The organism is Bacillus sp. 0909A (genome assembly GCF_036765115.1).
Lineage (GTDB): Bacteria > Bacillota > Bacilli > Bacillales > Bacillaceae > Bacillus > Bacillus mojavensis.
Genome location: NZ_JBAIZU010000001.1, coordinates 870088 through 883921, shown reverse-complemented (window position 1 = coordinate 883921; position 13834 = coordinate 870088). Strand labels below are relative to the sequence as shown.

17 protein-coding genes and 1 pseudogene are annotated in these 13834 nt (G+C 40.1%); 5 read left to right on the top strand and 13 right to left on the bottom strand.

Annotated features, from left to right (window positions below; genetic code table 11):
* Positions 1–17: 17 nt before the first annotated feature.
* The 10 genes and pseudogenes from V6D42_RS04855 to V6D42_RS04810 form a co-directional block, all read right to left on the bottom strand.
* Positions 18–575 carry an SMI1/KNR4 family protein gene (locus V6D42_RS04855; protein WP_333512523.1) on the bottom strand — a complete coding sequence of 186 codons (558 nt, stop codon included), beginning with the start codon at positions 573–575 and terminating at the stop codon, positions 18–20.
* Between the two features lie 67 nt (positions 576–642).
* Positions 643–897 carry a SunI/YnzG family protein gene (locus V6D42_RS04850; RefSeq protein WP_333512522.1) on the bottom strand — a complete coding sequence of 85 codons (255 nt, stop codon included), beginning with the start codon at positions 895–897 and terminating at the stop codon, positions 643–645.
* 278 nt (positions 898–1175) lie between these two features.
* The gene (locus V6D42_RS04845) at positions 1176–1661 is read right to left on the bottom strand and encodes a hypothetical protein (RefSeq protein ID WP_333512521.1); all 486 of its coding nucleotides are present in this window, start codon (positions 1659–1661) and stop codon (positions 1176–1178) included.
* A gap of 937 nt (positions 1662–2598) precedes the next feature.
* On the bottom strand, positions 2599–2931 hold the full coding sequence (gene csaA, locus V6D42_RS04840; protein WP_010334556.1) for a chaperone CsaA: 333 nt from the start codon (positions 2929–2931) through the stop codon (positions 2599–2601).
* Between the two features lie 62 nt (positions 2932–2993).
* The gene (locus V6D42_RS04835) at positions 2994–3716 is read right to left on the bottom strand and encodes a helix-turn-helix domain-containing protein (protein WP_333512520.1); all 723 of its coding nucleotides are present in this window, start codon (positions 3714–3716) and stop codon (positions 2994–2996) included.
* Positions 3716–4446 (bottom strand): annotated as a pseudogene (locus tag V6D42_RS04830) (GNAT family N-acetyltransferase). Before V6D42_RS04830 ends, V6D42_RS04835 begins: the two are co-directional and overlap by 1 nt.
* A gap of 78 nt (positions 4447–4524) precedes the next feature.
* Positions 4525–5100, bottom strand: coding sequence for a TetR/AcrR family transcriptional regulator (locus V6D42_RS04825; protein ID WP_333512519.1), 576 nt, complete (start codon positions 5098–5100; stop codon positions 4525–4527).
* Between the two features lie 2 nt (positions 5101–5102).
* Positions 5103–5807 (bottom strand): MBL fold metallo-hydrolase, encoded by a 705-nt coding sequence (locus tag V6D42_RS04820; RefSeq protein WP_333512518.1) that lies wholly within the window; start codon positions 5805–5807, stop codon positions 5103–5105.
* A gap of 76 nt (positions 5808–5883) precedes the next feature.
* Positions 5884–6369, bottom strand: a complete 486-nt coding sequence (locus V6D42_RS04815; protein WP_333512517.1) for a GyrI-like domain-containing protein — start codon at positions 6367–6369, stop codon at positions 5884–5886.
* A 53-nt stretch (positions 6370–6422) separates the two neighbouring features.
* Entirely contained in the window at positions 6423–7361 is a 939-nt protein-coding gene (locus tag V6D42_RS04810) for a helix-turn-helix transcriptional regulator (RefSeq protein ID WP_333512516.1), read from the bottom strand.
* 205 nt (positions 7362–7566) lie between these two features.
* Here V6D42_RS04810 and V6D42_RS04805 point away from each other — a divergent pair, with 205 nt between their 5' ends.
* Positions 7567–8109: a kinase gene (locus V6D42_RS04805; protein ID WP_333512515.1), complete on the top strand. Its 543-nt coding sequence runs from the start codon at positions 7567–7569 to the stop codon at positions 8107–8109.
* A gap of 30 nt (positions 8110–8139) precedes the next feature.
* On the opposite strand, the gene czrA is transcribed toward V6D42_RS04805, so the two are convergent.
* Positions 8140–8472: a Zn(II)-responsive metalloregulatory transcriptional repressor CzrA gene (czrA, locus tag V6D42_RS04800; protein ID WP_333512514.1), complete on the bottom strand. Its 333-nt coding sequence runs from the start codon at positions 8470–8472 to the stop codon at positions 8140–8142.
* Between the two features lie 191 nt (positions 8473–8663).
* Here czrA and V6D42_RS04795 point away from each other — a divergent pair, with 191 nt between their 5' ends.
* A complete protein-coding gene (locus V6D42_RS04795) occupies positions 8664–9338 on the top strand; it encodes a lysozyme family protein (RefSeq protein WP_024121708.1) in 675 nt (224 codons plus the stop codon).
* Between the two features lie 92 nt (positions 9339–9430).
* Here the strand turns inward: V6D42_RS04795 and V6D42_RS04790 are convergent, their stop codons facing one another.
* Together V6D42_RS04790 and V6D42_RS04785 are read right to left on the bottom strand one after the other, a co-directional pair.
* On the bottom strand, positions 9431–9967 hold the full coding sequence (locus tag V6D42_RS04790) for a DUF420 domain-containing protein (RefSeq protein WP_003231280.1): 537 nt from the start codon (positions 9965–9967) through the stop codon (positions 9431–9433).
* A 137-nt stretch (positions 9968–10104) separates the two neighbouring features.
* Positions 10105–10887, bottom strand: coding sequence for a VLRF1 family aeRF1-type release factor (locus V6D42_RS04785; protein WP_333512513.1), 783 nt, complete (start codon positions 10885–10887; stop codon positions 10105–10107).
* 170 nt (positions 10888–11057) lie between these two features.
* Here V6D42_RS04785 and V6D42_RS04780 point away from each other — a divergent pair, with 170 nt between their 5' ends.
* From V6D42_RS04780 to desE, 3 genes are all read left to right on the top strand, one after another.
* Positions 11058–11555, top strand: a complete 498-nt coding sequence (locus tag V6D42_RS04780) for a hypothetical protein (RefSeq protein ID WP_333512512.1) — start codon at positions 11058–11060, stop codon at positions 11553–11555.
* 64 nt (positions 11556–11619) lie between these two features.
* The gene (locus tag V6D42_RS04775) at positions 11620–12597 is read left to right on the top strand and encodes a S66 family peptidase (RefSeq protein ID WP_333512511.1); all 978 of its coding nucleotides are present in this window, start codon (positions 11620–11622) and stop codon (positions 12595–12597) included.
* A gap of 156 nt (positions 12598–12753) precedes the next feature.
* Positions 12754–13812 carry a fatty acid desaturase DesE gene (gene desE, locus V6D42_RS04770; RefSeq protein ID WP_333512510.1) on the top strand — a complete coding sequence of 353 codons (1059 nt, stop codon included), beginning with the start codon at positions 12754–12756 and terminating at the stop codon, positions 13810–13812.
* Positions 13813–13834: the final 22 nt, after the last annotated feature.

Sequence of the window (13834 nt, the reverse complement as noted above, 5' to 3'; positions counted from 1 at the left end):
CTGTCCTATACATCACACTATCTTGTTCTATAATAATTTTCTGCGGTATAGTAGCGCCAATCCCAAAAAGGTTCCCCATTAGCCAATATATACCGGTCTAAAAATATTTCAAAGTTTAAATTTAATGGATTATATTCTAAACCACTTTCAAATATATAGAGATAGTTAGGATCACCTTGATTAATTTTATCTTTATCGATCATTAAATGGCATTCTTCCAATAAGTAGCCAATTGGGATACCATTGATACCATCAAACAATTCCTCATATTTTAGTTCCTCTTCAATCTCTTCAAGGCTAAATAGCTGAAGTCCTCCACCTATATTCTCCCCATCAGCAAGAACCTCAAAAATTTTCGCACCGTTATGCAGTGTAATAAACTTTTGATAATCCTCTGGAAGGGTAAGCTGGTGTTTAGCTTCAAAGCTTTGAATCTCGTTAAGGGTTGCTTTGTCCGGTGAAAAAGTAACAAGGCATTCCATGGTATCTCCTTCAGAACAAAACAATGTAATGGCTCCTTTTTCATCTAAGAGACTTTTCAAACCGTTTACAGTCTTATGAACAAAGTTAGTCATATAACTCACCCCATATGTAAATACCTATTTATCATTGCGAATACATGATGAATGAAGTTTAAATATTTTAAGCATTAACAATTTTATTCATAATCATAGCTGCATTAGTGGTGAACAAAATATAAGTGCTATTAGCTGTTTTAATCACTACCCTATCCGTAGAGCCATAAGGAAACCCTATCCTTACTGCACGTTTCTCCTCTCCCCCGTAATATGGATCAAGGAATACATCGTTGATTTCTCTTATTGGAATTTCAACTTTGGAAAGTTGCCAATGAATAATTAAGTTTTCGTTTGATTTCTCAACTTTAATCCCTAGCATAATCTCATTCCCCTTTTGATTATGAATCAGCAAAATTTTAACATACCCTGCGTATTAAACTGGGCTTGATAATATTATGGAAAAATTAAATTCTCAATAATTGGATACAGGATTATAATTATTGATGGTCTACCAATATAAATAAAGAAACAAACATTCTAAAAGGAAAATGAAGTTGAAGAAGGAGCTTTCACCCTACTTACCAATCTAAAATGGGCAGGGGTCTTGACAACTTTGCATTTGAAAGATGAATGAAAGACCTTTGCGGCTCTCTTTTTTTATTTCTCGGATTGTTTATCATTGAGTAAAAATAGTAGTGTCTCTTCAATTTCTATTTCTAAGTCATTTTTATTTAAATCGAATAATGTTCCACAACCGGTTCCTTTATAACCGCCGTAGAAATACCATAATTCAATTGTATAACAGTCCAAATCTTCATTGTAGGCTTTCGTAGCTCTATAGTTAAATGTTATTTGTGAACGGTATTCTTTTTCAAAACACCTCTCAGCTGTTAAATCACTCAATATGTCACCATCTATGTCCCTACAAATTTGGATGCTAAGGTTTTGTTTACCCTGAATTTCAAAAGGATCTGTATACTTATTTTGCAGTTTTTCGGATAGTGCTTCCCCTAATCTCTCCAATTCAATTACCTTTTGTTTCAATTCAAGATTTAAATCCTTTTCTGGAATCTGTAAATAACGTTCGTCTATTTGACTGTGATCTTTCTGTTTCTTGAGTAACTGTCTTAAAGCTTTCCACACAGCGTTGTCCTCCTGTCATTTCAAAAGCGAAACAAAAAACCAAAGGGGAACCCTCTAACCAAAGTGGCACCAACGATGATACATATACAGGGCACTTTCTATTCGAGATGTATTCAAATTCGGCTTATGGCTTCGTATCTCCTGCTGTTAGAATTCTAGGTTCCATAAAGATGAAAATGTTAAGCGGCAACCCAAATTAATTTAGAATGCCCAAAAAATAATCACAAGCCAGGAGATAATCAAAGTTAAAACGAACCATTTTTCCTGCCATGAAATGAAAGCGTAGCACATATAAGAGACAGTTAACATCACAATAGAAGCGATCTTAACATACCATTCAATTGATTCATTAGAGAATGCATAAACAAATAAAGAGATAAGTACAAGAACTATAAATATGTTCCCTATAGTATTTAATAGACTCTTTTTGTCATCAAATTTCATAATTCCACCTCTATAATATGTATATTGTGTTATAATTATACATAACCTATAGTCATCACTATTAAAAAACTAGAAAGAATGATTGTTAGGTGAAAAAACAGTTCTATCTACACTAATACTCGGGCTCCTATTCTCAACAGTCGCTCCACTAACTAGCCATGCAGAATCCATCTCAGAAACTACACCAAGTTACACTCCATGGTTTTGATGCTTAAATCCATATCTCTATTCACACAATAAAATAATGATACCGTTATGATTGAGACTTTACGATTAGTTCCATCAAAATAAGCCAGGTTTTTACAACAAATTTAATCACAATAACGCAAAGTAACCCTTGCAATTCCTTCCCCACCATGCTATATTCATATAGCGATGAGCTGAATTGTGTAAGCCGATGTACATGCCCTTTGCGGTACACACGAATGTGGCGTGTGGTGCATCGCCTCAATACGCAAAGACGTTTGCCTCTTAGGCAAACGTCTTTTTTGCGTTATCCGATTTTTGTTCCGTTTGGTAACGGTTGTCCCGGTTGAAGCAGGACGACGTCACCTTGGCCGGGAATGCCGCCGAGGACTAACACTTCGGATTTAAAACCTGCGATTCGGCGCGGCGGAAAGTTCACGACAGCGATAATCTGTGAGTTGGTCAGTTCTTCTGGGCGATAGCGCTTTGTGATTTGCGCGCTTGATTGTTTGACGCCAATCTCTTCTCCAAAATCAATAAACAGTTTAATCGCCGGGACTCTTGCTTCAGGAAATTCTTCTGCTTTGATAATGGTCCCAGTTCTGATATCCAATTTTTCAAAATCCTCAATTACAGCCATCATTATATCTCCTTTTTCTTACTATTTTAAAAGAGACACTTGTTAATTGTTTAACCAAAAGCTCATATTTTTTTATCCGAATGAAAGGTGTTCCGGTATATTCGGGGCGATACACCTGTACTTTTTGCAAACCATCTTGTAAAAGAAGAAAGGTTCTGAAAGCCGAGCGATTGGCTCACAACAGTCAGTGTTTCATTTTTCTCAATCAGCATCCGTTTCGCTTCCCCGAGACGGAGGTCAGCTATATAGGCTTGAGGGGATTTTCCAGTCTGTTTCTTGAACCAGCTTGAATAGTAAGCTGGGTGATAATGTTCAATTTTCGCCAGCTTTTGTATTGTCAGCGGCTCAGACAAATGGCTATGGATGTATGCGATTGAAGCATGAGTATGGGTTTGCAGTTTTTCTTTTATGTATTGAACAAGCAGATGGAGCGTATGTGCTGAGCGTGTATTTGCTTCCTCTATTAATAAGTGCCTGATCGATGACCAAAAAGGATCGATTGCAGCTTCAACCCCTGCGGCTGCATGATACTCCTCAATTTTCATCGCATGAAGCGGCACATCCAGCACAAGACATTCATTTCTGCCAATAGAGCGGAACCGATGCTCGCACTCTGGCGGAATATATAAAAAATGATCCGGCTTTAATTTAACCTGGCGCTCCTCTGTTTCAAGATCGATATTCCCTTCAAGGGGAAAAAGAAATTGGCTGTACGCGTGCTTATGTGAGGAATAAAGACGTGTATATGTCCGTTTTTCACAGATAATCTCTTGAAGCGAATTCATCAGCCATCCTCCTTTTTGATCCGGTAATGGTGTTCCGATATAGGCGAGAACCCGATTTTTTCATACAAAGAAACGGCGGCTGAGTTTTCTTTCATCACTTGCAAGTACATATACTTAGCTCATTGACCATTCAGTCAGAGCCCTGATGACTTGAGTCCCTGCCCCTTTTCCTCTATGTTCCTTTGCTACAACAACATTGCTGAGTCCGCCATAGCCATCGATAACGGAGGCCGTGCCCACTGCTGTCAGGCTGCCTTGGTATACATAGTGAAAAAGGTTTTACACGGCTGCATTCGTTTGAAATTGCTTGTATAGCCGCAATGCCGTTCTTGTGAAAATTCTTCCAATTGGATAAAATTATCAACCCATAAAGACATGACTCCTGCTCCCAAATCGGCTGTTGTAAACGTACGATCTAACATATCACAGCATGATGCTGTCATTTGAAAACATTCATCTATCTTTTCATATCCGCTGTCTGCCAATGCATCATCCAGTCCTTCCGGTGATGCGTCACTGATTTGAATACAAACAGGCAGGCCTAAACTTTTATAAAAATGCTCGATCTCTTTTTGGTAATCTCCTTCTGGCATATCCGCCGATGTCCATACGCTGTTCGCACGTTTGGTTACGCCAAAATTCGCTCTAAGAAGCCATTTCCCATTTTCTTTTGAAAATAAGACGGCCATGATGCTGCCGCTAATTGCTCAATGTTGTAAATTTCATGCATAGCCTCTTGCCTCTCCCTTATCTATACTGCAAGATATATTATACAATATTCAGAGATATAAGACATGTATTATTTGGTTTACATAATATTTTTATTGTTTATCGACAGACCCGATAAAAATAATCGAATTGAAAATGCTAAGCTGTCTGAAATGTCTTCCTTTAGTTCAAACGCTTCTTTTCCGATTAAAGTCGCGAATCCGTGCAGCAAGCTTCGCAGCCCTCTTGTTGCATGAATCACAGTCTTTTCGTTTGCATAACCGCTGTCAATAAGCAGTTTTGCGACAAGCCGGACAATCTGGTTTGACAGGCTTTCAGCTCTTTCATCTTGAATTTTAAGCAAAGTCGCTTCATAATAACCCGGATTTTCAACTGCAAACCCAACATATGCATCACCTAAAGATAGCAAGGCGGACTCCCCCTTCTGTTCTTTGACGGAATCAGCCATCTGATCAAAAAGTTTTGTCAAACCGCTAACGGCAAGCTCTGTTCTGATTCCCTGCAGCCCGCTTATGTGATTATACAGAGACGGGGGCCGTACATTCATTTTTTTAGAGAGTGCTGCTAGCGTCACGCCGTTTATTCCTTCCTGATCAGCAATCTCTGCCGCCGCCTCTATAATCATCTTTTGATGTAAACCTGCTCTCGGTGACATGTTCAAACCCCTTTCTTTGCTTTTTGAATGGCTAATTTCATCGACTGTTCAGGTGAAGCAAGGAAATGTCCATGTCCGACCGCAAGACAGCTCGGCGCCTTGTCAACGAGCCGTTCTGCGCTTCTTACAGCAGCCTCCTTATTCCAAGTGGCGAAGGCAGGAAAAGGAAATGTCCATCTCATTTGGCCGGAAACGGCTATCCCCCCACGTAATTGAAATGCATCCCCAGCTATTACAATTCCGTTTCTTGTGTCTAGAAACGACATGCTTCCCGGGGTATGACCCGGGGTTGAAATCGCAAGGAGAGAACCGATTGTTTCGCCACCCGCCAGCAAAACGTCAGGCTTTGTTTTGATATTTTTTGGAATTCCTCCTTTTATAGGCGTCTGCGGTTCATCTTTCCGCAAAGAAACATCACCTTTTAACAAGAATGAATCACGCTCGGAGATGACAACCTTTGCATCAGGAAAAGCTTGGGACAGTACATCCAACGAACCGATATGATCACCGTGCGCATGAGTCAGTAAAATATGTTGCAGTGGTTTTCCCAGCTGATTCACTGCTTGGATAATCCCTTTATAGCTGTTCGGAAGACCAGTATCAATTAAGGTTACTTCATTTTCTTCCTCTATAAGATAACAATTGACCGGAAATAATGCCGGATAAAACGTCAGCTGCCGCACAGTTTGATTCTGAATCATTCTCATATGATAACTCCTCCTGAATAAAAAACTAATGGTGTTAGTTTTATTATTAACTAATACCATTAGTTTTTCAAGAGTGTTATGCTGATTTTATGGCGACAAATATTTTCACCTGCGCCCGCTGCGGTGAAAGCGCACTTCGATCATACTGTTCGAAGTCTCCCGAAAACGTACGCAAATGCCGCTTGTCCCAAGTCCAAATTTCCTTCCACGTCTCGAGTACAACGTCTTCAATAGGGCCGATTTTTGAAGTAAAAACAGCATAATCGGAAGCCGGTAAATATATATCTTCATACGGTTCCGGAAGCATGTCGCTATGCTCGGTAAAAGCGCCGACAGAAAATGTGTAAAACCCATTCTCCTGCTGTTCGTAATGAGAGTATAAAGCGATAATGCTCTGATCCTTTTTATGAGGCGGGAGTAACACGCTCGTATCCTGCTGCCAAAATCGATTCCATAAGAGCGGGATTTGTCTTTTTTCTGTCATTTCCAGTGCATTGCTTGTTCTTTGGGACAGTCCTGAAAAACGCTTTTGTTCTAAATATGTAACATGTGAATAGTTCATATGATACCTCCTTTTTACCTAGATTATAAAAGAAGAAACCTGACAGCATTGTGTCAGGTTTCATATATTTTTTGCATGTGAAAAATCGTTTCTTTTACCTTTTCCCGGATATGAAGAGGTTCCAGGACCTCAATATCCTTGCCAAATTGCAGCAAGAAACCAATCAGCCATTGATCCTCGGGCAGGGATATCACCGCTCGGCAGGCTTCATTTTCATCAAATTGAAGGATATCATTTCCAAAGCATTCACTTATACGCTGACGCGCCCCGGGCTGAACAAGAATGACCAGCTCAGTTAAACGATCCTTTCGATACCAATTCATATCCCAAGGCAGAGTCTCCAGCTGTATGTCTTTTCTCATAAATGATTGATGTAAAACAGTCATATCTTTTATGCGGCTTAATTTAAAAAAGCGGAAATCGTTTCTAACCAGACAGTAGGCGTATAAATACCAGCGGCCTGCCTTGCATACCAGCGTGTAAGGCTCTGTTTCACGGAGAAGTGTTTCCCCGTTTGCATTTGTATATGTAAATGATATGGTTGACGACCGATCGATTGCATCACTGATGTTTTCTCGAAGCGCCTTTTGGTCCTCTGTTTGTCCCCATGCCGTCATGTCAATAAACCATTTTTCCGTTTCACGCTTAAATGCCTCTGCGGCCTGGTCTGGTATGAGATGTTTTATTTTTTGATAAGCCGCGCTGTGAGAAGCGGGTTCATACATGGATGAGATGCTCTGCAAAGCGGAAGCAATAGCAAATAGCTCCTCTTCTTTCAGCCACTCTCTTTCAAGCCGATACGTTTCCATCACACTGATACCGCCCCCGGCGCCTTGTGAGGTTACAATCGGAATACCCGCTCTGCTGATCGTATCAATATCTCGGTAAATCGTTCTGACTGATACTTCAAATAAATCAGCTAGATCAGCAGCCTGCACTTGTTTTTTGCTGATTAATAACATCACCATCGCTAACATACGTTCCAGTTTCATTTTTCGCACCTTGTCTCCTGCTTTTATTTTCCAATATTATCATACCATTTTATGAGGCTTGGGCATATCTATTATGCAGCCTAAAGGCATCGTGCATATATTATGAAAACAGGGGCCTCCCCTTCTTTTTTTATGGTCATTGTTTATTTAGACTACTATTTCAAAACGGATAAGCATACACTTCTCAACGGAGGGGATTCACATCATGCATCTTACACTTCAAAGCGTTTATCCTGTCATGATTATCGTCTTTTTTCTGTATAAAAAAATCAAGCGCTCCATCGGATATCAGCCGCTGAAGCCTCGCTGGCTTTTTACTCGTTTGGTTCTTTTTTCAATGTTTGCATTCGGTCTCACCATCTTCAGCCTCATTCATCCATCTTTGTATGGATATTTCATTATCGGTATTCTCGGCGGATGTCTGCTGGTTTTTTTCGCTAGGAAAAATCTCTCCTTTGAAAAACGCAGAGGAAAAATTTATTTCCGGACTCATATTTGGGTAGAGCTTATTCTGCTAACCCTATTTCTATCAAGATTTCTTTATCGTGTAACAGAGCTGTACCTTGCTGCGCCTGATTTTCACAGCCTGGGATCTTACAGCCAGTCTATCGGAACTGATCCTTTCACGATTGGCGTCTGTTTTCTGATCGCCGTCTATTATATCGGTTTTTCCTCTATTGTCATCAAAATCAGCAGAAACGGGCTGGAGCAAAATGGGCACAGTAAAGAAAAAGACATCCTTGCTTAATCGCGACATGCGGCAGCAAGGATGTCTTTTTTAATCGTGTCTTGTATGGTGGATCATTTGCTGAAGCACATCTAAAACATGCTCATCCTCGGGAGAATAGTAGATTGATGTTCCTTCTCTGCGCGATTTCACGAGCCGGAGATTTTTTAAAAACCTGAGCTGATGGGATACTGTTGATTGCAGTAAATTCAGTTTCTCAGCGATCCCGTTCACAGCATGTTCACCCTGAGAAAGCAAATGGAGAATCCTGATTCTGGTAGGATCAGAAAGCGCTTTGAAGGTTTGTGCGACTAGGAATAAAGTTTCTTCGTCCAAATCGGTCACCGTTTCATTTTCACGGTCCGCTTCTCGAAATTCAGTCATGTGTCTCACCTTTCTTATTTCATAGTTTTATCTTATAACAAATGACCTTTCATGCAAACCTGTCTCTTCTTGTTTCAATTCAACCTCACAGTTTAAATTTATGTTTCAAATCAGGTTTTTACTTGGTCTGGTATACGTTCTATGTCATAATAAAAAAGTCATACTGCTGCAAACATTGAGGGTGAAACACAGTGAAGAAAAAGAGAAAAGGCTGTTTCGCTGCTGCGGGTTTTATGATGATTTCTGTCTTTGTCATGGCCTCTTTTTTATTGGTTCTGCTTTTGTTCAACCGCGATTTAATCAAAAAACTTCCGATTGACACGAAAACAATTGTCCTCGAACGTTTAACTGATTATAAACCGCTGGTTGAGGACGAGCTTGAAAACCGGGGACTCTCCAATTACACATCGCTGATACTCGGCATGATGTATCAGGAGTCAAAAGGAAAAGGCAATGATCCGATGCAGTCCTCTGAATCTCTGGGGTTAAAGCGTAATGAGATAACAGACCCTCAACTCAGTATTAAACAAGGCATCAAGCAATTTACCCTCATGTACAAAACCGGTAAAGAAAAAGGTGTGGATTTGGATACGATTATTCAAAGCTACAACATGGGGGCAGGTTATATTGATTTTGTAGCTGAACATGGAGGAACGCATACTGAGGAATTGGCAAAACAATACTCCGAGCAGCAAGTCGAAAAAAATCCCGGGCTCTATACTTGCGGAGGAAATGAAAACAATTTCCGTTATCCGTATTGCTACGGTGATTACACGTACGCGGAAAAAGTAAAAGAAAAAACGAAAACGGTTGAAAAATCTTTACAAGTCGCAACACTTGAAACCATGGAATCAACGGCTCATTAAAGGAGCCTGTCAATTTACTAACAAAGCCCAAAACGATATTTGGGCTTTTGTCATGTTTACAAACCTCAAAAAAGCCATACTGAGTATGGCTTTTAATAATACGGTGATATCATCAAATATACAATAACACCTGTAAGGCTGACATACAGCCACAGCGGCATTGTCCATCTGGCAATTTTTTTATGGCGCTCCACCTGCATGCTGAAGCCTCTGATCAGCGTAAACAGCGCAAGCGGCACGATGATTGCAGAAAGGCAGATATGCGTAATTAATATAAAGAAATAAATCGGACGCATAATACCTTCTCCGCCATACAGCGTATTCTCCGCAATCGAATGGTATGTGACATAGCAAATCAAAAACAATAATGTTGTCGTAAAAGCAGCTAAAATAAAGCGTTTATGCGCCTTAATGTTTTTTTGTTTAATCATAATCAATGCCGCCAACAAGAAGATAAACGTAAAGCTGTTGAATATCGCATTCAGCATTGGCAAAATGTGAATATTCGCATGGCTGAACTGATCTAATTTAGGCATAAAAAACAGCACTGCGATCAAACCGTTAATCAGAACTGTCAGCGTAAGGACAATTCCAGTATAATTTTTCGGTTTATTTTCTGTTTGATTCATTTGGTGACCTCTCCTAATTTGTACTGGCTATCCAAATCGTATGCAAATTCAACGGAGATGTCAACGTTTTCGATGGCTTCGTCAGAAATTAGACACACTTCAGAAGGCCGGTGCTTAAAAAGCACCAGCCTTTTGGTTTATGCCTCTTGCATTAAATGATCAACGACCTTATGTTCATTTTCATTCAGCAAATTCTTTTGGATTTTTGAATGAATGGGTTTGTTCATATGCTGATCGAGGATGTCAGCTGTTTTTTTATCACCGGCAATGATCATTCGCTCCCATTTTTTTGCCGCGGCTTTCTGGTCGAGATTGGCCGCCAGCCGCTTGTACAGTCTCGTTTGATTCTCCGTTACATGATTCTTCAGTTGTTCCTCTTCTAACGATGCCGATTTGGTTTTAGAAGACTGGCTGCTCTCCCATGACTCATTGATTGCGTCATATTCATAATGTTCGACCGCTTCAATTTTGCCTAAAACGGTTTCTATAATTTTCACTTCATTTTGCTGCGTTAAAATAAAAGCTGTACTTGGATACGTTTTGCGTAAATTTTCCAGCTGATCAAGTACAGCTGTCTCCTCCCAGAAAAATGTTGTTTCAACAGGAATCTGTAGCTTGATTGCTTCCCATATCCCGCTATTTGAAACAAAAAATACAAGGCTGCGCGGCATGTTTTTTCCTATTCCGTTAAGGTGGTGATAGATTTTGTCCGTGATTGCATTCAGACACTTTTCTTCCTCCGGGTCACTTGCTGCCAGATATTCTTTTAATCTCCCGAACCCTGACTTAAGGGTAATTTTCCATTCTCCCCCCTGTTGCTCTGGATCCCTCATATCTGTGTTGAGATATAACGAAAGAATTTTGTCCGGGGGTTCCAATTGGACATAACGCAATTTCTTAATCAATGAATCAATCGGCATTCATATTCCTCCTTTTGCAACGGGTTACTTTTCTTTTTCCTCTCTTAAAACCGATCAAACCTTACTTACGCTAAATTCTAGCAATTATGGATTTATCATTTACAAACGCCTCTTCTATCTACTACAATTGGTTACTGTGTTTCTAACTATTTTTTGAAAGGGGTTTGATTTTGATTACCATTAAGGAAAAAAACCGCCAAGAGCTTGAAGAAGAGCTGAATCATTTAGAATTTCAACTTTATCGCATGCAGGAAAATATAAAGGATCTATCGAAAGATGCCAGAGTGCTTGGTATTGATCAATCGAAAGATGAAGATTGGATGATTGTTTCCTCGATTGATGATGGCCAAACATGCAAAATTATGCTCACGGATTGTGAAACAGCTTATAGAGGGGAAAGCTGCTTTTCACTTGTAGCATCCTATCAGGACGATGCCATTCATATTGGAGATATTAAAGGACCTCCGAATTACGGTTTCGGTTCTATTTGTATGAAATATTTAAAGGATATTGCCAGAGACAGCAATATCCCGAAAGTTACCGGCGACATAGCCAAACGGGATTGGAATCATGTGGACAGGCTCATACATTTTTATGAAAAACATCAATTTGAAGTGTGTATTGACTCCGATACACAATCAGGAAGCATTAAATGGACAGATTTCTAAAAAAATCTGGAAGAATGTGCCGAAATATGCTGTAATGGTGTAAAACCGCTTAGGAGGACCTAAAGTGTTTGCACCCAAACTGAAATCGGGAGACGAAATTCGAATCGTGTCTCCCGCTACCAGCATGTCCATATTAACAAATGAAGCAAAGTTGCACGCAAAAACGACATTAGAACAATTGGGTTTTCGTGTGACCATTGCTGAACACGCAGAGGAATTAAACGAATTCCAGTCATCCTCTATTGAATCAAGAGTAAGTGATCTGCACAGCGCCTTTTTCGATCCCGGCGTCAAAGCTATTTTAACGACACTCGGCGGATTCAACAGCAATCAGCTGCTGCGTTATCTTGATTACGAGAAAATCAAACAGAATCCCAAAATTCTTTGCGGCTATTCCGATATTACGGCTCTCGCCAATGCTATTTATCAAAAAACGGGCCTCGTTACATATTCTGGCCCCCACTTTTCTACATTTGCAATGAAAAAAGGATTGGAATATATAAAAGATTATTTTCTGGCTTGCTGCTCTTCGAATGAACCCTTTGAAATTCTGCCATCACAAGAGTGGAGCGATGATCAATGGTTTTTAGATCAAGAAAACAGGCACTTTCACCCTCATTCCGGTCCTATTGTGATCCAGGATGGCTATGCGGAAGGCACATTGATTGGCGGCAACCTGTGTACACTTAATTTGCTACAGGGAACGGAGTATTTTCCTGAAACAGAAAACACAATTTTACTGATTGAAGATGATTATATGTCAGACGCAAACATGTTTGACCGCGATTTACAATCTCTCATCCACCTCCCTTCTTTTTCAAATGTAAAAGGGATATTGATCGGCAGGTTCCAAAAAGCATCTAACGTATCAATAGATCACGTAAAAGCGATAATTGGTACAAAAAAAGAATTATCTGGCCTCCCCGTCATCGCAAACATAAATGCCGGGCACACCTCTCCAATTGCCACGTTCCCTATTGGAGGAACATGCAGGCTTGAAGCTGTTTCGGGTACATCACGAATATGGATTGACAAACATTAAACAGCTTGTAAAATCATTTACAAGCTGTTTTCACATCTGCACGTCATCTCAGTCCACATGACAAATGTCATATATGATGTATGATGTGTGCTACTACAAAGACATCCTTCTCTTTCGTATACTTAAGCGAGACACACAATGAGAGGATCCTTTACTATGACTGAACCAACCCTTAAACACAAACAAAAACTGCTGACAAAGCAAGTCGCTGCTTTTGCTCAGCCCGAAACAAAAAACAGTCTGATTCAGCTTTTAAACACGTTTATCCCTTTCTTCGGACTTTGGTTTCTTGCTTATTTCAGCCTCAATGTCTCCTATCTTCTTACTTTAGCATTAGCAGTGGTTGCCTCAGGGTTTTTGACAAGAATTTTCATTATCTTTCATGACTGCTGCCATCAATCATTTTTCAAACAAAAGCGCTATAACCATATTCTCGGTTTTCTGACAGGTGTTCTGACTTTATTCCCTTACCTTCAATGGCAGCACAGCCATTCGATTCATCACGCGACCAGCAGCAATCTGGATAAACGCGGAACAGGTGACATCTGGCTGTTAACGGTAAACGAATATATAGCCGCATCTAGACGCACAAAACTTGCATACAGACTTTATAGAAATCCGTTTATCATGTTTATTCTAGGACCAATTTATGTTTTTCTGATCACCAACCGTTTTAACAAAAAAGGCGCAAGACGTAAGGAGCGTGTGAACACGTACCTTACAAACTTGGCAATTGTGTCATTGGCTGCTGTTTGCTGTCTCATCTTTGGCTGGCAGTCGTTTTTGCTCGTGCAAGGCCCTATCTTTCTGATCTCAGGTTCAATCGGCGTGTGGCTGTTTTATGTACAGCATACATTTGAAGACTCTTATTTTGAAGCAGATGAAAACTGGAGCTACGTTCAGGCCGCTGTGGAAGGCAGTTCATTTTATAAACTCCCGAAACTCCTTCAATGGCTGACAGGCAACATCGGTTACCACCACGTTCACCATTTGAGCCCAAAGGTGCCCAACTATAAGCTTGAAGTTGCTCATGAACATCACGAACCATTAAAAAACGTACCGACAATTACCTTAAAAACAAGCCTGCAATCACTCGCCTTCCGCCTTTGGGATGAAGACAAAAAACAATTTGTATCATTTCGGGGTATAAAACAAATATCATTCCGCCTTCCGCCTGATTCAACAGAAAAACAGAAGCTGCGGGAGAACGCCTGACAATTAGGAGGTCTTCTTATAC